18 protein-coding genes are annotated in these 17,266 nt (G+C 66.2%); 7 read left to right on the forward strand and 11 right to left on the reverse strand.

What is annotated here, in order from left to right; translation table 11 throughout:
- Positions 1-53: 53 nt before the first annotated feature.
- Entirely contained in the window at positions 54-539 is a 486-nt protein-coding gene (locus VFH65_RS22455; RefSeq protein WP_353324358.1) for an SRPBCC family protein, read from the reverse strand.
- 53 nt (positions 540-592) lie between these two features.
- A complete protein-coding gene (locus VFH65_RS22460; RefSeq protein ID WP_353324360.1) occupies positions 593-1,906 on the reverse strand; it encodes an FAD-dependent oxidoreductase in 1,314 nt (437 codons plus the stop codon).
- A gap of 89 nt (positions 1,907-1,995) precedes the next feature.
- On the opposite strand from VFH65_RS22460, the gene VFH65_RS22465 reads away from it, so the two are divergent.
- Entirely contained in the window at positions 1,996-2,634 is a 639-nt protein-coding gene (locus VFH65_RS22465; protein ID WP_353324361.1) for a TetR/AcrR family transcriptional regulator, read from the forward strand.
- Here the strand turns inward: VFH65_RS22465 and VFH65_RS22470 are convergent.
- The 4 genes from VFH65_RS22470 to VFH65_RS22485 are packed head-to-tail and all read right to left on the reverse strand — an operon-like array spanning position 2,631 to position 5,899.
- Entirely contained in the window at positions 2,631-3,446 is an 816-nt protein-coding gene (locus VFH65_RS22470; protein WP_353324363.1) for an HAD-IIA family hydrolase, read from the reverse strand. The two genes, VFH65_RS22465 and VFH65_RS22470, sit on opposite strands and share 4 nt — an antisense overlap.
- A 25-nt stretch (positions 3,447-3,471) precedes the next feature.
- On the reverse strand, positions 3,472-4,902 hold the full coding sequence (locus VFH65_RS22475) for a PH domain-containing protein (RefSeq protein WP_353324443.1): 1,431 nt from the start codon (positions 4,900-4,902) through the stop codon (positions 3,472-3,474).
- A 35-nt stretch (positions 4,903-4,937) separates the two neighbouring features.
- Positions 4,938-5,456, reverse strand: coding sequence for a PH domain-containing protein (locus tag VFH65_RS22480; protein WP_353324365.1), 519 nt, complete (start codon positions 5,454-5,456; stop codon positions 4,938-4,940).
- On the reverse strand, positions 5,420-5,899 hold the full coding sequence (locus tag VFH65_RS22485) for a nitroreductase family deazaflavin-dependent oxidoreductase (protein ID WP_353324366.1): 480 nt from the start codon (positions 5,897-5,899) through the stop codon (positions 5,420-5,422). The genes VFH65_RS22480 and VFH65_RS22485 overlap by 37 nt, the downstream gene beginning before the upstream one ends.
- Positions 5,900-5,966: 67 nt before the next feature.
- Here VFH65_RS22485 and VFH65_RS22490 point away from each other — a divergent pair, with 67 nt between their 5' ends.
- The 5 genes from VFH65_RS22490 to VFH65_RS22510 are packed head-to-tail and all read left to right on the forward strand — an operon-like array spanning position 5,967 to position 11,885.
- Entirely contained in the window at positions 5,967-6,878 is a 912-nt protein-coding gene (locus VFH65_RS22490) for an SDR family NAD(P)-dependent oxidoreductase (RefSeq protein ID WP_353324368.1), read from the forward strand.
- The gene (gene glp, locus VFH65_RS22495) at positions 6,878-8,071 is read left to right on the forward strand and encodes a gephyrin-like molybdotransferase Glp (RefSeq protein ID WP_353324369.1); all 1,194 of its coding nucleotides are present in this window, start codon (positions 6,878-6,880) and stop codon (positions 8,069-8,071) included. Before VFH65_RS22490 ends, glp begins: the two co-directional genes overlap by 1 nt.
- A 40-nt stretch (positions 8,072-8,111) precedes the next feature.
- A complete protein-coding gene (locus VFH65_RS22500; RefSeq protein WP_353324371.1) occupies positions 8,112-8,810 on the forward strand; it encodes a phosphatidylserine decarboxylase in 699 nt (232 codons plus the stop codon).
- Positions 8,807-9,658 carry a CDP-diacylglycerol--serine O-phosphatidyltransferase gene (pssA, locus tag VFH65_RS22505; RefSeq protein ID WP_353324373.1) on the forward strand — a complete coding sequence of 284 codons (852 nt, stop codon included), beginning with the start codon at positions 8,807-8,809 and terminating at the stop codon, positions 9,656-9,658. The genes VFH65_RS22500 and pssA overlap by 4 nt, the downstream gene beginning before the upstream one ends.
- A 1-nt stretch (position 9,659) precedes the next feature.
- Positions 9,660-11,885: an AAA family ATPase gene (locus tag VFH65_RS22510; RefSeq protein ID WP_414688486.1), complete on the forward strand. Its 2,226-nt coding sequence runs from the start codon at positions 9,660-9,662 to the stop codon at positions 11,883-11,885.
- Positions 11,886-12,141: 256 nt separating this feature from the next.
- Here the strand turns inward: VFH65_RS22510 and VFH65_RS22515 are convergent, their stop codons facing one another.
- The 5 genes from VFH65_RS22515 to VFH65_RS22535 are packed head-to-tail and all read right to left on the reverse strand — an operon-like array spanning position 12,142 to position 16,669.
- Positions 12,142-14,349 (reverse strand): SpoIIE family protein phosphatase, encoded by a 2,208-nt coding sequence (locus tag VFH65_RS22515; RefSeq protein WP_353324376.1) that lies wholly within the window; start codon positions 14,347-14,349, stop codon positions 12,142-12,144.
- Positions 14,346-14,972: a SpoIIE family protein phosphatase gene (locus tag VFH65_RS22520; protein ID WP_353324377.1), complete on the reverse strand. Its 627-nt coding sequence runs from the start codon at positions 14,970-14,972 to the stop codon at positions 14,346-14,348. Before VFH65_RS22520 ends, VFH65_RS22515 begins: the two co-directional genes overlap by 4 nt.
- Positions 14,965-15,375 carry an anti-sigma regulatory factor gene (locus tag VFH65_RS22525; RefSeq protein WP_353324379.1) on the reverse strand — a complete coding sequence of 137 codons (411 nt, stop codon included), beginning with the start codon at positions 15,373-15,375 and terminating at the stop codon, positions 14,965-14,967. The genes VFH65_RS22520 and VFH65_RS22525 overlap by 8 nt, the downstream gene beginning before the upstream one ends.
- On the reverse strand, positions 15,365-15,754 hold the full coding sequence (locus tag VFH65_RS22530) for an STAS domain-containing protein (protein ID WP_353324381.1): 390 nt from the start codon (positions 15,752-15,754) through the stop codon (positions 15,365-15,367). The genes VFH65_RS22525 and VFH65_RS22530 overlap by 11 nt, the downstream gene beginning before the upstream one ends.
- 15 nt (positions 15,755-15,769) lie before the next feature.
- Positions 15,770-16,669 carry an STAS domain-containing protein gene (locus VFH65_RS22535; RefSeq protein ID WP_353324382.1) on the reverse strand — a complete coding sequence of 300 codons (900 nt, stop codon included), beginning with the start codon at positions 16,667-16,669 and terminating at the stop codon, positions 15,770-15,772.
- Positions 16,670-16,843: 174 nt separating this feature from the next.
- Between VFH65_RS22535 and VFH65_RS22540 the strand changes: the two genes are divergently transcribed.
- On the forward strand, positions 16,844-17,215 hold the full coding sequence (locus VFH65_RS22540; RefSeq protein WP_353324384.1) for an STAS domain-containing protein: 372 nt from the start codon (positions 16,844-16,846) through the stop codon (positions 17,213-17,215).
- The last annotated feature ends 51 nt before the right edge of the window (positions 17,216-17,266 follow it).

A 17,266-nucleotide genomic window follows, 5' to 3' on the forward strand; every position in this document is an offset into this window, starting at 1 on the left:
AACGACCTGAGCAGGCGCTTTGACGGTACACGTTGCGGATATGCGTTCCTCAGTCACGAGGTGCGCTCGGCCAGCTCAGCCAGATGCTTCAGCGAGTTGTCCAGATGCTGCTGATCGAACGGCGGGAATGAAATTTCCTCCCGGATCGCCGGCGGCACGGCCGACCAGTCGTAGGTCAGCGTCACTGCTGTTTGATCCGGCCCGGCCGGCTCGAGGTCGTATCGCCAGATCCATCCGCCGAATTCGAGATTGGCATCGTCGGCACCTTGGCCGGGCAGCCACGCAATGGCGTGCGGCGGGTCGAACACCTCGACACGGTTGGCCACCTCGTAGTTCTTGTCGGCGTAGTTGGGGTTGTTGTAGTACATGGCCATCCGGAAGACCTGCCCCGTCTCGGTGAGCCGCTTGCCGACAAGCGGTTGCCGAACCCAGCCCGTCCCATCGATGGCCTGATGCTTCGACGGGTCTGCCAATACGTCGAACACCTTCTGGGCGGGCGCGTTGATCGTCGTGGCTGCGCTCATGGTTTGTTCAGTCATGCCAGTACAGACTGCGGGTGGCGCGAAAATTCATCGAAACTGCGCACAGATCGTCATTTCAGCGACGATCGCGATCTCACCGCAGTCTCGGCGCCAGGGCGGTTCCGCCACCGGTACACCTGAGCACGCATGGCGGCACCTATTTCTCGAAGCACGGGCTTGGCGGGGCCGTCGCGGACGCCTCGGCAGGCCGCCTTGATCAACCTGGTTGTCGTGAACAGCCCCGACGGGGGAAGCTCGTGGTTGAGCACCCGCAGCAGATCGCGGGTTGCGGTGGGATCGGTGGAAATATCGCGCAGCAGACGCGTGACGACCGGAGTGCACGCGCCAGGAGCACCCATATCCACTGCCAGCCAATACATTTCGTAGGCATCTGCATCTCGCCATCGCCACCACCGCTGGATCTCTCCATCGAGAGTGGTAGACCCAAAGCCCGCTTCGATGGCACCTGCCAGCCGTTCCGCTTGGCGGAACGCGTCGGAGATGCCTTGCGCGGGGGAGAAATCCTTGAAGTGGCCGGCATCGCCGACAAGTACCCAACCGGCACCGGCCGATTGCCGAAAGTAGCCGTGCCAGTTGGTCATCACCCGGATCGGCCCTTCGCGCCGCGCACCCGACAGTAGGTCGGCGAGCTCGGGCCAGCCGGCAAATCCCTTGCTGAAGTTGCGCTCGCGGTCGCTGTGGAACGCCTTCTGGTCGGCGACATCGACCGCGATTCCGGCCATATAGAGGCCCGAGTCTGTCGGGCTCGCAATGAAACCGAGCTTGCCTCGCCGACCCACGCGTAGGTGGCCTTCCCCGTCACTCACGCCGCGGAAGTACGCCCAGGCCGGTAAGCGACCCGGCGGCGTCGACAGGTATTCACCTGCGGCCACCGATTTGGCGATGATCGAGTTGCGTCCGTCGGCACCGACGGTCAACCGTCCGCGTATCGGGCCGTCGTCGGTACATACTCCCGCCACCCGGTTGCCGTCTGTGATGACATCAGTCACCCGGCAGCCGGTTCGAAGGTGCACACCGCTTTCTGCGGCCGCCGCCAGCAGGAGCGCATCCAAGGTCAGCCGCCGCATGCACAGACCCGGAGTGGGAAATTCCGGAGGATCGATCCGGCCGTCGACGCGGACGTCATCGTTAATCAGAGTGAATTTGGTGATCGGCGCCCCGCCCGCCGCATACGCGGAGTCAAGAACGCCGAGCCGATCGAGAATGCTCACCCCGACCGGCTGGATCACATGCGTCGACGGGGTTTCCCGCGGAAATTGCGCTTGGTCAATCAGACATACCTGCAGTCCGGCGCGGGACAGGAAGGTGGCTAACGGTGAGCCCGCGCAGCGCGCACCCACAATGACGACGTCATACGTGTCCATCTGCTCTCCCGTCAAGTCTTACCACTGGTAAGTATGCCTTCTGGTGTGGGAACTTATCAATGGTCAGATTGACGGGTAACTTGGATGCCGTGACGACCGATGCGAGCGCACCGCCGCCCTACCACCACGGAAACCTCCGACCGGTAGCGGTCGCGGCGGCAGTGGAAGAGGTGGAGACTGTCGGCGTTGCCGGGGTGAGTATGCGACGTATCGCGAGGCGTGCCGGGGTCTCGCACGCTGCGCTCGCCTACCAATTCGGCGACAAGACGGGCATCTTCACGGCGGTAGCCGCCGACGGATTTCGTCTTGCGGCAGAAATGATCGGCTCCGCGGCGACCGGGGCGGCGGGCTTTCTGCTCGGCGGGCTGAAGTACGTGGAGTTCGGCCTCACTCACCCCGGCCATTTCGAGGTGATGTTCCGTCCCTATCTCTATCGCGGTGACGATCCGGACCTCGCGTCCGCGCGTGACGCGGCATTCGATCTGCTGTACAGCAGCGCTCGCGCCAGTCTGGCCGCCGGATCCGATCACGTCACCGATGAGGAGGTCGCGGGTCTCGTCGTCGCCGGGTGGTCGTTAACTCACGGATTGGCGACCTTGGCGCTCACCGCGAATCTGCGGGATCGGATCGGCGACGACCTCGCGTCGTTCGCCCCTACTCTCATCAACGGAGTTGTCACCCTCGGCAACCTCATCCGACGAGACGGCCTGAACTTGGCGACAACCTAGAGGCCCAGCAGCTCCGGCAGGTCGGCCACCGAGTCGATCACGTGATTCGGCTGCATGGCGAATTCGTCTGCCGCCCAACGATCCAGCGTGTCCTGCCGGAACTTGCCCGTCCGGACCAGCACGCCGACCATCCCGACCACCTGCGCCGCAAGCACGTCGTTGTTGAGATCGTCGCCGACCATGTACATCTCGTCGGGCTCCACACCAAGGCGCCCCGCGGCGGCCAGGAATCCCTCGGGGGCCGGCTTGCCGACAGCCGTGGCTTTGCGGCCCGACGTCTCCTCCATCCCGATCAGGTACATGCCGGTGTCCACGCGCAGCCCGTCCGTGGTGGTCCACGCGGTACTCCGGTGCATCGCGACGACAGGCACGCCCTGGGCCATCCAGTCGTAAACCCACGACAGCGTCAGATGGCTGTACTCCGGGCCCGCGCCGCCGAGCAATACCACATCGGGGGTTTCTGGGGCTTTCGGGCCGCTGAATTCGTTCGAATAGACGATGTCGATGCCCGGCATGTCCTCGGCGATCTGGCCGCTGTTGACCAGGAAACACCGGGCGTCCGGATAGCGGCTGCGGACGTACTCCGCGGTCAGCACCGCCGCCGTGATCACCTCATCGGGCCGCACGGCCATCCCCGCCTCGGTGAGCAACTCGGCGATCTGCACCCGGGTGCGGGTGGTGGTGTTCGTCAGGTACGAGCACGCAATCTGCTTGTCGGCCAACGCCCGCACCGTTTCCGATGCGCCGGGAATCGGCTTCCATGAGGTCACCAGGACGCCATCGATGTCGAACAACACCCCACCGATAGCCATGGCCCGACAGTAAACGGCAAACGTCTCAGCGCAAGTCGGACCCCTCCTGTGCCCACGTGTTGTTGGCCACCCAAGGCGATGCGGCCGCCGCGATCGACCACGCCAGCTCCGCCGGGACGTCGATGACCTGGTAGCGCTTCACCCCCGCGGCGGTGGCCGCGATCAGCGTCGCCACCCCTGCCCGCCGCTGCAGCAGCGTCTGGCGCACCGTCCAGCCGATGATCCCCGCCGCGGCGATGCAGTCGCGGCGTCGTTCGGCGCTACCCGCCCGAGCCACCAGCCACCCGTCGCCCACCCGGTGCCCCAGCGACCGCGCCCTGTCGGCTGCCAGCGCTGCGCAGCACGCCGTCAGCACCACCCATCCCGGCCACACCCAAACCGGCCTCCAACCGATGAACGCCGCCACCAGCAGCACCGCCAAGACGACGGCAGGCACCGCAAGCGCCCTTGTCCATCGCCGTCGCGTCGCCGCGGGGCCGTGTGCACGCAGCGGGCCGCGCACCGCGTCGGGCCTGGCGATCAGGTCTGTCAACACGGCCTCGGCGGTGCCCTTAGGGCAGGGCGGCAGCAGCAGCGACGCCTCACCCGCGCCACCGACACCGGTCATCACTGCATCCAGGCGGGCGCCGCCGAACAGCCTGACCAACAACGGCTCTCGTATCGTGCCGCCGCGTAACCGGCGCATGTCGTAGGTGTGCTGACGCACCCGCACCAGACCGTGCTCGAGATGGAGCACATCGGCATCACGGCGCAGCACCAGGTTCCCGTATGTCACCAGCGACCGCACCACCGACAACATGACCGACGCGAACAACACGACGACCGCCACCACCGCCACGGTTGTGATGACACCGAATCGCTCGGCGGCGTCGCGCCCTGACTGCGCCAGCCGCGAATCTTCCAGTGTCACACCCAATCCCGCTTGATACGCCAGGCCAAACGCGGCGAGGATCATCGCCAGCCCGGTGAAGCTCAGCGGGCTGTAGCGCAGCCACGACGGCTGCCACCGGGCCAGTTCGCGGCCCGGCGAAGTCTGCGAGACCTCCGAGACTGCCAGTGAGTCGGCCAGCAGAATGGCCCGCAGCCGCGACACCTGCTCGGCCCGCACGGCGTCGAGCGAGAACGCTGCGTCAGCCCTGGCCTCCTGCCCGGTGCTCACCCGCAGCACTGCCAGCCCGAGCAGTCGGTGCAAAAGCCTGGCATCGGTGGACACCGACCGAATCCTGTTGCGCGGCACCGACAGAACCTTGCGTTGCAGCACACCAGTCCGCAGTTGCACCTCGTCGGGTGCGATCCGGTACGTCGTGGTGAACCACCGCGCAATGCCGAATCCGACGGTCAGCGCCAGCGCACCGATCGCCCACATCGGGTTGCCGGTCGCCGACCCGAGCACCAGCGACCCGATCAACACCGGGATCTGCCGCAGCACCTCGTGCACCGGATGCACCATCAGCATTCGCGGGCTGAGCCGCTGCCATTCCACGGCGGTCGTCACGTGGCGTCCTCGGCTCCGATCGCGGCGATGTCGGTGAGCTGCGCGACGATCCGGTCGGCGACGTCGGCGTCCAGCGCGACGATGCGCACCGCACCGGCCGACGATGCCGTCGTCACCGTCACATTGGCCAACCCGAACAGTTGATCCAGCGGGCCGCGCTCGGTGTCGACGGTCTGCACCCGCGAGATCGGCGCGATCCTGCGCTCCTGCACCAGCCAGCCGGAGCGGGTGTACACCGCTTTCTGATCGATGTCCCACCGGTGCACGCGGTAGCGCCACAGCGGCACCACGAAGACGAACACGATGATGCCCAGCACCGTGACCGCCGCGGCAACCGCGTGCAGCCATGCGAGGCGACTGTCGAGCAGGAACCACACCAGCTGGCCGATCACCAGCAGCAGCCACGGGATCGCGGCGCCGATCGCCCACACCAGCGGCGCTTTTCGGCTCGGCGGGTTCGCGGGATCGGCCAGCTTCGTCACGCCTGCGACGACGCCTTCTCCAGATGCAAACACTTGTCGACACTGAACAACTTCAACGTTCGCAGCGTCCGGCTCGGGACGAGGTCGGCCACGTCCGCAGTGGCGACGATGGTCGGCGCGTCGACCTCGAGGCGTTCACCATCGGTGACGACGGTGGCCGACCCTGCGGCGAGCACATTGCGCACCCAATCGGCCTGCGTTCCGTAGGGCAGCGCCACCAGGAAGCCGGTCTTGCTCGGCACGAAGTCGACCGGCGTCTGGTACGTCCTTCCCGATTTCCGTCCGACGTGCTCGATCACCGACGTTTGTTCACCGGCAGTGCCTGCGGTTCGGAGCACCCGCGGGTTCGTCACCGAGCGGTTGAAACGCCGGAGCGCATTGATCACAGGCGGAAGCTTCCACCGCATACCGATCACGAACGCTGTCAGCAGCAAAACGATGACACCGGCGATTGCCCCAACAGCCCGTATGGCCATGAAACCTCCCATTCGCGTTCCAGCGTAGGGAACCGCAGGCGCCTTACGCCCTGAGTATGTTGAACCCATGAGTGCCAAATGGACCGCGGCCGACATGCCGGATCAGTCCGACCGGGTTGCCATCGTCACCGGAGCCACCTCCGGTCTTGGATACGACACCGCAGCTGCCCTCGTAGGCAAGGGTGCACAGGTCGTGCTCGCGGTGCGCAATCTCGACAAGGGCAACCAAGCCGTCGACCGCATCAAGGAGGCGAGCCCGAACGCGGTTGTCGCGTTGCAGGAGCTCGACTTGACGTCGCTGGACAGTGTTCGAAAGGCGGCCGACGAATTGCGCGCCGCGTACCCGCGCATCGACTTGCTGATCAACAACGCGGGCGTGATGTACGTGCCGAAGAGAGAAACCACCAAAGACGGCTTCGAAATGCAGTTCGGCACCAACCACCTCGGCCATTTCGCGTTGACCGGGCAGCTGCTCGACAACATGCTGCCGGTCGAAGGCTCACGAGTGGTGACGGTCGCGAGTGTTGGGCACCGGATCATGGCCCGAATCCATTTCGAGGACCCGCAGTTGGAGCGCAAGTACAACCGCGTCGAGGCCTACGGGCAGTCCAAGCTGGCCAACCTGCTGTTCACCTACGAACTTCAGCGGAGGCTCAACGCAAAAGGGACTCCCACCGTCGCACTCGCCGCGCATCCCGGGTTCTCGGACACCGAGCTCATGCGGCACCTACCCGGCTTCATCCCCGACTTCCTCTGGCGCCCTTTCACACAGCCGGCCGACATGGGTGCGCTGCCCACTCTTCGCGCGGCCACCGACCCCGGCGCGCAGGGCGGCCAGTACTACGGACCCGACGGCATCGGAGAATCGACGGGCCATCCGAAAGTCGTTAAGTCAAGCGCACAATCGCATAACGAGGACATCCAGCGCCGGCTGTGGACCATGTCCGAGGAGCTGACCGGCGTCACGTATCCCGTCTGATGCGCTCCGTCGAAGAACACCGGCGCGTCGTCGCCGAGCTGATCACCCGCCGGCCACCGGTCGCCCTGCCGCTTGCCGAGACGCTGGGTCTGGTGCTTGCCGACGATGTCGTCGCGCCGCTGTCGCTGCCGGGCTTCGACAACTCGGCGATGGACGGGTACGCGGTGATGGCCGACGACATCGCCACCGCGACGCCTGAGCAGCCCGTGCTGCTGCCCGTCGCCGAGGACATCCCGGCAGGCCGCACCGACCCCCTCACGCTCAAACCCGGTACGGCACACCGCATTATGACGGGTGCGCCGGTCCCCACAGGTGCCACCGCCGTCATACCGGTCGAGGCCACCGACGGCTCGACGGACACCGTCGCGATCCGCTCGAGCGCGAAACCCAACCAGCACATCCGCCGCGCAGGCGAGGACGTCACGGCGGGCACCACGGTGCTTAGCGCCGGGCAGCTGCTCACGCCCGCCGCGTTAGGGCTTGCCGCCGCCCTCGGGTTGGGCGAGCTGACGGTCATCCCGCGGCAGCGGGTGCTGGTGATGTCCACTGGATCGGAGCTTGTAGCCCCTGGAACGCCGTTGCAGCCCGGCCAGATCTACGAATCGAACGCGGTGATGCTCGATGCCGCCGTCCGCGATGCGGGCGCGCACGTCGTGGCGTCACCGATGGCCGGTGACGACGTTGACGTCTTCCGCGACGTACTTGGCCGCTACACCGGCGAAGCAGACCTGATCATCACCACCGGCGGGGTGAGCGCGGGCGCGTACGAGGTTGTCAAGGATGCGCTCGGTAAAGAGGTCGACTTCGTCAAGGTCGCCATGCAGCCGGGCATGCCGCAGGGCGCGGGCACCGTGAACGGGACGCCGATCATCACGCTGCCGGGCAATCCCGTCAGCGCACTGGTGTCCTTCGAGGTGTTCATCCGATCACCGCTGCGCGCCGCGATGGGTCTGCCGAACCCCGAGCGTCCACGGCGCACGGCCGTGCTGACAGAAGCCCTCACATCGCCGCGCGGTAAGCGCCAGTTCCGCCGCGGCGTGCTCGACGCCGGGGCAGGCACGGTCACCAGTTACGGGCCACCGGCGTCGCACCATCTGCGCTGGCTGGCCTCGGCGAACTGCCTGCTGGAGATCGAAGAAGAGGTCGCCGAGGTGGCCGCGGGGTCGCGCGTGCACGTGTGGGACTTGGCGTAGGCGTATTGGCCGGGCGCCTCGCCCGTAGAATCGCTGCACGATGGCCAGACGCCCCGACCTCAGATCAGGCCCCGCGCGGCTCTTGGCGCTGGTGCGCACCACCATTCCTCCGATGCATCCCGCAGGCCTGCCCTTTGTGGGTGCGAGCCTTGCGGTCGCGGCACTCGGGCGAAAGAACCGCTGGCTGCGCTGGGTCGGTCTGACGTCGGCCGCTGCCAACGCCGCGTTCTTCCGTCATCCCCCGCGCGTACCGCCCACCCGCCCCGGTCTGGTCGTCGCACCCGCCGACGGGCTCATCTGCCTGATCGAGGAGGCGACGCCACCTGCCGAACTCGGCCTGCCCGCAACGCCGCTGCCACGCATCAGCATCTTCCTTTCGATTTTCGATGCACACGTGCAGCGCGCACCAATCGGCGGCGAGGTGGTCGCCGTCCACCATCGGCCCGGGAAGTTCGTCTCCGCGGAGCTGGAGGCGGCCAGCGAGGACAACGAACGCAACAGCGTCGTGATCCGCACCCCCGACGGCGTCGAGGTGATCGCCGTGCAGATCGCCGGTCTGGTGGCGCGCCGCATCGTGTGCGACGCAAAGGTCGGCGACAAGCTGGCGATCGGACACACGTACGGCCTGATCCGCTTCGGTTCCCGGCTGGACACCTACCTACCCGCCGGCTCCAACATCCTGGTGACCAATGGGCAGCGGGCGCTGGGCGGCGAAACGGTACTGGCCGAACTGCCATGATCAAACCCCGCGTCAGGGCACCCGTCGTCAGCCTTCGAATCCTGCCAAGCGCCATGACGGTGGCGGCCATCTGTCTCGGCTTGAGCGCGGTCAAGTTCGCGCTCGACGACCGGGCGACGGAGGCGATGGCCTTTCTGGCCGTCGCCGCCATTCTGGACGCGCTCGACGGCCGCATCGCCCGCGCGCTGAAGGCGACCTCCCGGATGGGCGAGGAGATCGATTCGCTCGCCGATGCCGTGAATTTCGGTGTCGCACCGGCATTTATCGTCTACGGCACGCTGCTGTCACAGTCGCGCGTTGGCTGGATCGTAGTGCTGTTGTACGCGGTGTGCATCGTGTTGCGGTTGGCCAGATTCAACGCGATGCTCGACGTGGATCAGCCCGCATACGAAAAGAAGTACTTCGTGGGTATGCCAGCTCCGGCGGGTGCCATCGGCGCGATAGGGCCGTTGGCCGCGAAAATGCAGTTCGGCGAGGGCTGGTGGACATCGGAACCGGCCGTGGTGATCTGGATGATCGGCGTCTCGCTGCTGGTGGTCAGCACCCTGCCGATGCGCAAGATCCACACGTTCTCGGTGTCGCCGAACATGGTCGCCCCGCTGCTGGCACTGCTGGCAATAGGCGTCGCCGCGTCAATCCTCTACGGGTACATCGTGATCCTGTTGATCATCCTGGCCTACGTCATCCACATCCCGTTCGCGATCCGCACCAGGCGCTTCCTGGCCGCGCATCCGGAGGTGTGGGACGACAAACCGCGACAGCAGCGTGCTGCGCGCCGGGCCATTCGCCGGGCACAACCTCACCGGCGGTCCATGATGCGGCTCGGGTTGCGCAGGCCGGGCTCTTGACGTGACCGGATTCGACTCTGGCAAGTTTCAAGCTGAACGGCCCGTGCCCAAGCAGCAACTCACTTTGACCGCGAGGCTGAACACCTCGGCCCTGGACAATCGACGAGGCGTCGTCCGGTTGCATCCGGAAGCCATTGCAGCACTTGGCATTCGGGAGTGGGATGCGATATCCCTGACGGGCGCGCGGACCACCGCGGCTGTCGTCGGGATGGCGCCTGCGGGGACACCGGCGGGCACCGCCCTTCTTGACGACGTCACGCTGTCCAACGCCGGCCTGCGCGAGGACACCACGGTGATCGTCGCCCCGGCAACGGTGCACGGCGCCCGGTCCGTGACGGTGGCTGGGTCGAATCTGGCCACCCAATCGATCTCACCGGCGACACTGCGTCAGGCGCTGCTCGGCAAGGTGATGACGGTAGGAGACACCGTCTCGCTGCTGCCGCGTGAGCTGGGGCCCGACATACCGACCTCACGCGCCACCTCGGCGCTGGCTTCTTCGGTCGGCATCACGTGGACGTCCGAGCTTCTCACCGTCACCGGCACGGACCCGGCCGGACCCGTTAGCGTGCAACCGAATTCATCGGTCAGCTGGGGCACCCCCGGGACCGTGGCCCCTCAGACGACGACGGGCCAGGCGGTCGTCACCACCCCGTCGAAGGCGCAGTCACAGTCGACGACGTTCAGCATCGACGATCTCAAGGGCGCCCAAACTCAGGCAGCTCGTCTCACCGAATGGCTCAAGCTCGCGCTCGACGAACCCGAACTCCTCAAAACCCTTGGCGCTACAGCCAATCTCGGAGTCCTGGTGTCCGGTCCCGCAGGTGTCGGCAAGGCGGCCCTGGTGCGGACGGTGTGCGCCGACAGGCGGCTGGTCGAACTCGACGGCCCCGAGGTGGGCGCGCTGCGCGCCGAGGACCGGCTCAAGAGCCTGGCGTCCGCGGTAGCGACCGTGCGCGACGGCGGTGGCGTGTTGCTGATCACCGACATCGACGCGCTGCTGCCGTCCACCGCGGATCCCGTCGCGACGCTGATCCTCACCGAACTGCGCACTGCGGTCGGCACCCCTGGCGTGGCGTTCGTCGCCACCTCCGCGGTGCCCGACAGTGTCGATCCGCGGCTGCGGGGTCCCGACCTGTGTGACCGGGAACTGGGATTGAGTCTGCCCGACGCGGCGATCCGCAAGCAGCTACTTGAGGTGCTGCTGCGCGATGTTCCCGCCACGGACCTCAACCTCGACGAAATCGCTGAGCGCACACCGGGTTTCGTGATCGCAGACCTATCCGCTGTGGTGCGCGAAGGGGCGCTGCGCGCTGCGGCGCGTGCCAGCGCCGACGGCAAGCCGCCGGCCTTGACGCAGGACGATCTGACCGGCGCGCTGAGCGTCATCCGCCCACTGTCGCGGTCGGCCACCGAAGAGGTGTCGGTCGGGTCGGTGACGCTGGACGACGTCGGCGACATGGTCGAAACCAAGCAGGCGCTCACCGAGGCGGTGTTGTGGCCGCTGCAGCATCCCGACACGTTCCAACGGCTCGGCGTCGAGCCACCGCGCGGTGTGCTGCTCTACGGGCCGCCCGGCTGCGGTAAGACGTTCGTGGTGCGAGCGCTTGCCAGCTCGGGGCGGCTGTCGGTGCACGCGGTCAAGGGTGCCGAACTGATGGACAAATGGGTCGGCGCCTCCGAAAAGGCTGTGCGGGAACTGTTCCGCCGCGCCCGCGACTCGGCTCCGTCGCTGGTCTTCCTCGACGAGATCGATGCGCTGGCGCCTCGGCGCGGGCAGAGTTTCGACTCCGGCGTCACCGATCGGGTGGTGGCATCACTGCTGACCGAACTCGACGGGATCGAACCGCTGCGTGACGTGGTCGTGCTCGGGGCGACGAACCGGCCCGACCTGATCGATCCCGCGCTGCTGCGCCCGGGGCGGCTCGAGAAGCTCGTGTTCGTTGCGCCGCCCGATGCCGATGCGCGGCGTGAAATCCTGCGAACGGCAGGGAAATCCATTCCCCTTGCCGAAGACGTGGACCTCGACGCGCTGGCCGATGACCTCGAAGGTTACAGCGCAGCGGACTGCGTGGCACTGCTGCGGGAAGCCGCGCTGACGGCGATGAGGCGGTCCATCGACGCGGCCGACGTGACCGCCGCCGACGTCGCGAAGGCTCGCGAGAACGTTCGCCCGTCGCTGGACCCGGTTCAGGTCGAGTCGCTGCGTGCGTTCTCGGCCGCGCGCTAGATCTGCGCGAGGACCCCTGCACGAGCAGACGCGAATGTCCCCAATTTTGCACGAAAATGGGGGCATTTGCGTCTGCTCGAAAATAGAACAAATGCCCTGGTCGGTGCTCCCGCCGAATCGGGGCATCCGCGAAAGTAGGGAAGTTGACGGAATCTGCCCGGAATCCGTCATATTTCCTACTCCCGGCGCAATTTTCATCCCCCACCGCGGAGCGGCACCTCCCCTTGGCGTCTGCTCGCGAGTGAACGGGCGACGCTCAGGGTGCCGGAATTCCGAACACCATTTCGACAGTGGTTCCGGTCGCGGAGTGGGTCAGCTCGACGCGATCGCTCAGGGCACGCATCAAGGGAATGCCACGCCCGCGGAACGGGTTGTCGCCGCCCGGTGGTTTCCAGGTACCGAAATCGACCACCGTCAAAATGATTTCGTCGCCCCGGACCTCCGCCTTGACCAACATTTCGCCGGAGTCGACCCCGCGATAGGCATGCTCGGCACTGTTTGTGCAAGCTTCGTTACCCGCCAGCACGATGTCCGCGGCGAGTTCTTCCGGCGCCCCCACCAGATCCAGCCACGCCGATAGCTGTGCCCGGATGTCACTGAGTCGATCCGGAGTCGCGGGCACTTCGATGAGAAGCGGAGCGGGCGGGCGCCGATGAATCACGATTGCCACGTCGTCGTCATACCCCTCAGCAGATGCGAGCTCACGCAGCACGGCGTCGGCGATCGTCTCAGCAGCCGAACCGAGCGTGTTGCTCAACACTTCCGCCGCGGTCTTGATCCCGGCGTCGATGGAGACTTCTTTCCGCTCGACCAAGCCGTCGGTGAACAGCATCAGGGTGGATCCCGGAGGCAGTTCATGGGTGGCCTGCGGGCGCGGATTGGTTCGCTGCACCGCCAATGGCACCGACCCTGCGTCGTCGAGCGAGATCGGCGCGGCGTCAGGCATCGCGAGCAAGGCAGGCAAGTGCCCGGCACTGCTGTATTGCAAAGTCCCAGAAGCGGTGTCGAGCAGCGCGACGAAGACCGTCGCGCAGTGGGCGCCTGGAATCAGGGCGGCCACCGAGTCCAATTCGTCGAGCAGTTGCCCCGGCTCGGCGCCGGTGAGCAGCAGCGCACGCGCCGAGCTGCGGAGTTGGCCCATCACCGCGGCGGCGGGTAAGCCCCGCCCGACGCAGTCGCCGACGATGATGCCGATCTGGCCATCGCGCACCTCGAGCACGTCATACCAGTCGCCGCCGATCTCCAACGGCGGCACCGCGGGCTCGTAGCGGACGGCGAAGCCGGCGGGGGGTTGCACGGCGGGCAGCATCGCTCGCTGCAACGTCAGCGAAGCCTCCCGCGCGTATTCGAACTGCTGGACGTGCTGCATGGCCAGGCTCAGGTGCCCGACCAGGGCCCTGACCAGGAGCCGATCGTCGGCGTCGATCCGGCGAGGAGCATTGTGTTCCAACCACAGCGCGACATCGCCGGCGCCGGAGAGCACCGTGAGTATCCCGCGGGCCCGCCCGGGCGATTCGGCCAACTCGACTGGCTGCACCGTCAGCGGCCTCCAGTGCCGCGCATCGGACAACGTATGGCGCAGCTGCGGATCGAGATCACGCCAGCTTGTTTCGGCAGGCTCACCCGCCGATTGAATGGTGGGGTCGGCATCGTTCTTCGGCCACATCACGGCCACCACACGGCGAAGGTCGATGGCCGAGCGGCACTCCTCGAGAAGGACGGCCAGCACCTCGGTCACACTTCGCGCGACACCGGCCGCCGTGGCCAGCCGGACCACCGCGCTGTCCCTGACCGCAGAAGCGCGCGCCCCGGTGATGTCGCGGATGGTTCCGACGTAGGCTCCCCGGTCAGCGCCGCCCTCCCTGACCGCGTTGATGCTGATCGCCACCCATGCGATATGGCCGTCGCCATGCCGAATCGGCGTCTCGTAGGACACGTTTCCCGTCTGCACCAGCGCAAGTAGCTGCTCAGCGGCCATCTGCTCGTCGACCACCCACGGGTGGTGCCATCCGTACGGCAAACCTTCGGCGCCGTAGCCGGTGATCTCGGCGAAGGCATCGTTGATCTCGATCACCGCGCCGTCTGGATCGGCGACGAAGAACCCTTCCTGCAGAGAGTTCACCAGCGCGCTGCGGAACGCGTCGCGATCGGCGAGGTCTTCGGCACGCGCCCGCTGCTCCGCGTAACGTCTTGTGCCATCAAGGAATCCGCGGGTGGCGACATCGAGAGGTACGAGCGTCTGAAGGAGGAACTGCAGCGCGGCCGAGCCGTCGTAAGGGGCGTTGGGGGCGAGCTCGTCAACCATCCGGAAATGGTTCTCGATGATCTCGAGCATGCTGACTTGTTCCATCAGCGCCTGCCTGCCGAGCTCGTACCCCGCCGCTAGCTTCGCCTCGTCACGCTCGCTTAGATAGGTGAGCAGCGCTGTGGCGTAACGACTTTGGAAGCCTTTGTCGGTTGTCATGTCGGAAGGCCCCGGTGGCGGGCGACGAGCACCAACGCGTCATCGGTCTCCCTGCCGTGCTCACGCAGGATCGTTTCGGCGAGCATGGCAGCTGATGCCGTGAAATCAACGCCGTCCAAATAGCCTTCGGCGATGCCGTCGCTGGCCATGACGAGCAGATAGCCGGGCCGGATCGGAATGTTCTCCGGGGGCGAGATATCTGGTATCTGGTAGCCGACGATCCCGCCGGCCAGGCGCGCCCCTGCGCGGCTCTCGACACCGCTGGGAGCCCTGACGAGTAGGTTGGCCGCAACGTTGCCGACGCCGGCCCATTGCATTGTCTCGGCGCCGAAATCGATGCGGGCCAACGTCATCGCGACCCCTCTGGTGGTGGCAAGTTGCCGATGGCACAGATCGATCAGCACGTTCAGTGGCTCACCCGCCGCACGGTTGATCACGCCGGCGGCACTTGTCGCGGCGGTGGCCGCAGCCGCACCGTGGCCCAGTCCGTCGATCACTCCAAATAGGGCGCCGCCGCCGAGCACGTCCACCGCGACCGGCTGGTCACCGCAGACCTCCTCGCCACCGACCGGACGGGACGCGGCTGCCCACTCGATCGGCCCGAACTGGCCGTGATCAATCATCGGAAGGAGTCCACTTCCACATCTCGACTATGGTGCCCTCCCCCGGCGCCGACTCCACGATCAACCGGTCCATCAGCCGGCGAGCGCCCGGCAAGCCGAGGCCAAGCCCGCGACCGGTGGAATAGCCGTCCTCCAAGGCCCTTTCGATGTCGGGGATGCCAGGGCCGTCGTCTTCGGCGCGCACCACCAGCGCCCGTCGACCATCGCGGAACTGCACACCCACCCGAACCTCGCCCTTGCCTGCGTAACTCGTGATGTTGCGGGCGACTTCGGAGATCGCCGTGGCGATCATCGTGACGTCCGTCAGTGAGAATCCGAGTTTGCGAGCGAGTTCATGGCCAGCTTGGCGGGCGGTGACGATGTCGTCGGGATGATTTACGTCGACCACGAAGTCAGACGTCACCGTCGCGCCCGATCGTCTGCTTCCGTGGCGCCAGTTGGCGGTTGAGCAGCGCGAGTCCCTCTTCCAAATCAAGTGCAGTGTGCATGCCGTCGAAGGCCAACCCCAGCTGAACCATCGCGAACGCGACCTCTGGCGCAAGTCCGACGATCACGGTGTCGGCGCCACGCAGCCGCGTCATGTACGCAACCGTCTGCAGCGAACGCGCGGCGTAGGAGTCCATGATGTCAATCGCGGTGAGATCGACGATGATTCCGTGCGCCCGAAACCGGCTCACATGCTCCATCAGGTCGTGCCGCAGCCGCTCTGTGTCGGAGTCAGTGAGCGCGGCCTGCACCGTGGCGATGAGGATCGTGCCCTGTTTGAGGATGGGTACTGGCATGGCGCTTTACGCGGCTCAGCCGTTCTGCTCGCCGGTGCGGGTGACCTCGTAGCCCAGGAGGCGTTCTGCCTCCTCGATGCCGCCCTGCAGGTCGCCGACGGCGTTCATCTTCGACAGGTCGAGGCCGATGGTCACCAGCGTCAGCGCGATCTCCGAGGACAACCCGGTGATGATCACGCTCGCGCCCATCAATCCCGACGCGTCCACCGTCTGCACCAAGTGGTTGGCCACCGTCGAGTCGATGGTGGGGACACCGGTGATGTCGATGACGACGACCTTCGCGCGGTTGGCGCGGATCGCGCGCAGCAGCTGCTCGGTGACCTGCCTGGCGCGCTGGCTGTCGAGAATGCCGATGATCGGCAGAATCAACAACTGCTCGCGCACCTGCAGCACCGGCGTTGACAGTTCGCGGATGGCTTCCTGTTGCTGGCGGATGATGCGCTCGCGCTCCTGGACGAAGCTGACGCCCACCGTGTTCGCGATGCGGTTGGCCGCAGGCTCATATGCGTCGAGAACACGGTTCAACAGGTCGAAGTCCGACTGATACTTCTCGAATAGCGAGCGCGCCAGCACGTCGCGTAGCAACAGCACGATGCCGAGCACCTCGTCGGTCTCGACACCCCGCGGGATGATGCGTTCGGACAGGTCACGCGCATAGGCCTGCAGCGCTTCGACGCTGCCGGTCTCGAGCACCTCGACGTAGTTGTCGTACACCGCAGTCGCTTCGGAGAAGAGCTCCTCCGGCGTCATCGCCGTGAGGAGTTCGGCCGCCGTGATGCGCCGAGCCCACTCCTCGCGCAACACGGTTCGGTTCTGCCGCAAATGCTTGACCAGCTGAGGCAGCAGGCCCTCAGTGGATATCCCGGCCTCTGTTGCGACATCGGTGACGGCGACGTCAGTCGACGATTCGGTCATCTGATCTCCCGGCTAGCGCTCGCGCGGACGAAGGGGTCGCGAGTCGCTAAGGGTGAGATTAGCTTGACGCTGCGGCCGGAATCCGGCGAAGTTTCATTCTCGGCGAATGCGCATGCAGGTTAGGCTCCACGGTGTCCGCCGTACGCGGCGAGTTGCCGGATAAGGAATGGGCATTTGTCTGAAACCGATGCGATCACCACCTCAGTCGAGCACCGCGACGACATCACGTTGCTCACGGTCGGTGAGGTAGTCGATTTGGCGACTGCGCCCGCTCTCGAAGATGCCATCGACGAACTGCTTTCCGAACAACCCAAGGCGCTGATCATCGACCTGTCCGGAGTCACGTTTCTGGCGTCGGTCGGCTTGAGGCTCTTGGTGAGCACGCATGAGAAGGTGAGCCCGTCGGGTCAATTCGCCGTGGTGGCAAGCGGTCCGATCACCAGCAGGCCGATTCAGCTGACGCGATTGGACGAGGTTTTCGCCATGTATCCGACGCTCGACGAGGCGTTGAGGAGCGTACGCGCGCGCATGGTCAACGGCCAGTAAACCCCGGCCGGCAGACATCTTGACAGTGACAAGTTAAGAGGACATAGTGTT

Source organism: Mycobacterium sp. (genome assembly GCF_035697385.1).
Classification (GTDB): Bacteria; Actinomycetota; Actinomycetes; order Mycobacteriales; family Mycobacteriaceae; genus Mycobacterium.

What these genes read in the sequence shown, in the direction of transcription:
- VFH65_RS22535 (WP_353324382.1), bottom strand. Translation starts at nt 16,669, where the DNA reads ATGACCGAATCGTCGACTGACGTCGCCGTCACCGATGTCGCAACAGAG.
- VFH65_RS22485 (WP_353324366.1), bottom strand. Translation starts at nt 5,899, where the DNA reads ATGGCCATACGGGCTGTTGGGGCAATCGCCGGTGTCATCGTTTTGCTG.
- VFH65_RS22500 (WP_353324371.1), top strand. Translation starts at nt 8,112, where the DNA reads ATGGCCAGACGCCCCGACCTCAGATCAGGCCCCGCGCGGCTCTTGGCG.
- VFH65_RS22455 (WP_353324358.1), bottom strand. Translation starts at nt 539, where the DNA reads ATGACTGAACAAACCATGAGCGCAGCCACGACGATCAACGCGCCCGCC.
- VFH65_RS22520 (WP_353324377.1), bottom strand. Translation starts at nt 14,972, where the DNA reads ATGATTGATCACGGCCAGTTCGGGCCGATCGAGTGGGCAGCCGCGTCC.
- VFH65_RS22515 (WP_353324376.1), bottom strand. Translation starts at nt 14,349, where the DNA reads ATGACAACCGACAAAGGCTTCCAAAGTCGTTACGCCACAGCGCTGCTC.
- VFH65_RS22490 (WP_353324368.1), top strand. Translation starts at nt 5,967, where the DNA reads ATGAGTGCCAAATGGACCGCGGCCGACATGCCGGATCAGTCCGACCGG.
- pssA (WP_353324373.1), top strand. Translation starts at nt 8,807, where the DNA reads ATGATCAAACCCCGCGTCAGGGCACCCGTCGTCAGCCTTCGAATCCTG.
- VFH65_RS22530 (WP_353324381.1), bottom strand. Translation starts at nt 15,754, where the DNA reads ATGCCAGTACCCATCCTCAAACAGGGCACGATCCTCATCGCCACGGTG.
- VFH65_RS22470 (WP_353324363.1), bottom strand. Translation starts at nt 3,446, where the DNA reads ATGGCTATCGGTGGGGTGTTGTTCGACATCGATGGCGTCCTGGTGACC.
- VFH65_RS22460 (WP_353324360.1), bottom strand. Translation starts at nt 1,906, where the DNA reads ATGGACACGTATGACGTCGTCATTGTGGGTGCGCGCTGCGCGGGCTCA.
- VFH65_RS22475 (WP_353324443.1), bottom strand. Translation starts at nt 4,902, where the DNA reads ATGCTGATGGTGCATCCGGTGCACGAGGTGCTGCGGCAGATCCCGGTG.
- glp (WP_353324369.1), top strand. Translation starts at nt 6,878, where the DNA reads ATGCGCTCCGTCGAAGAACACCGGCGCGTCGTCGCCGAGCTGATCACC.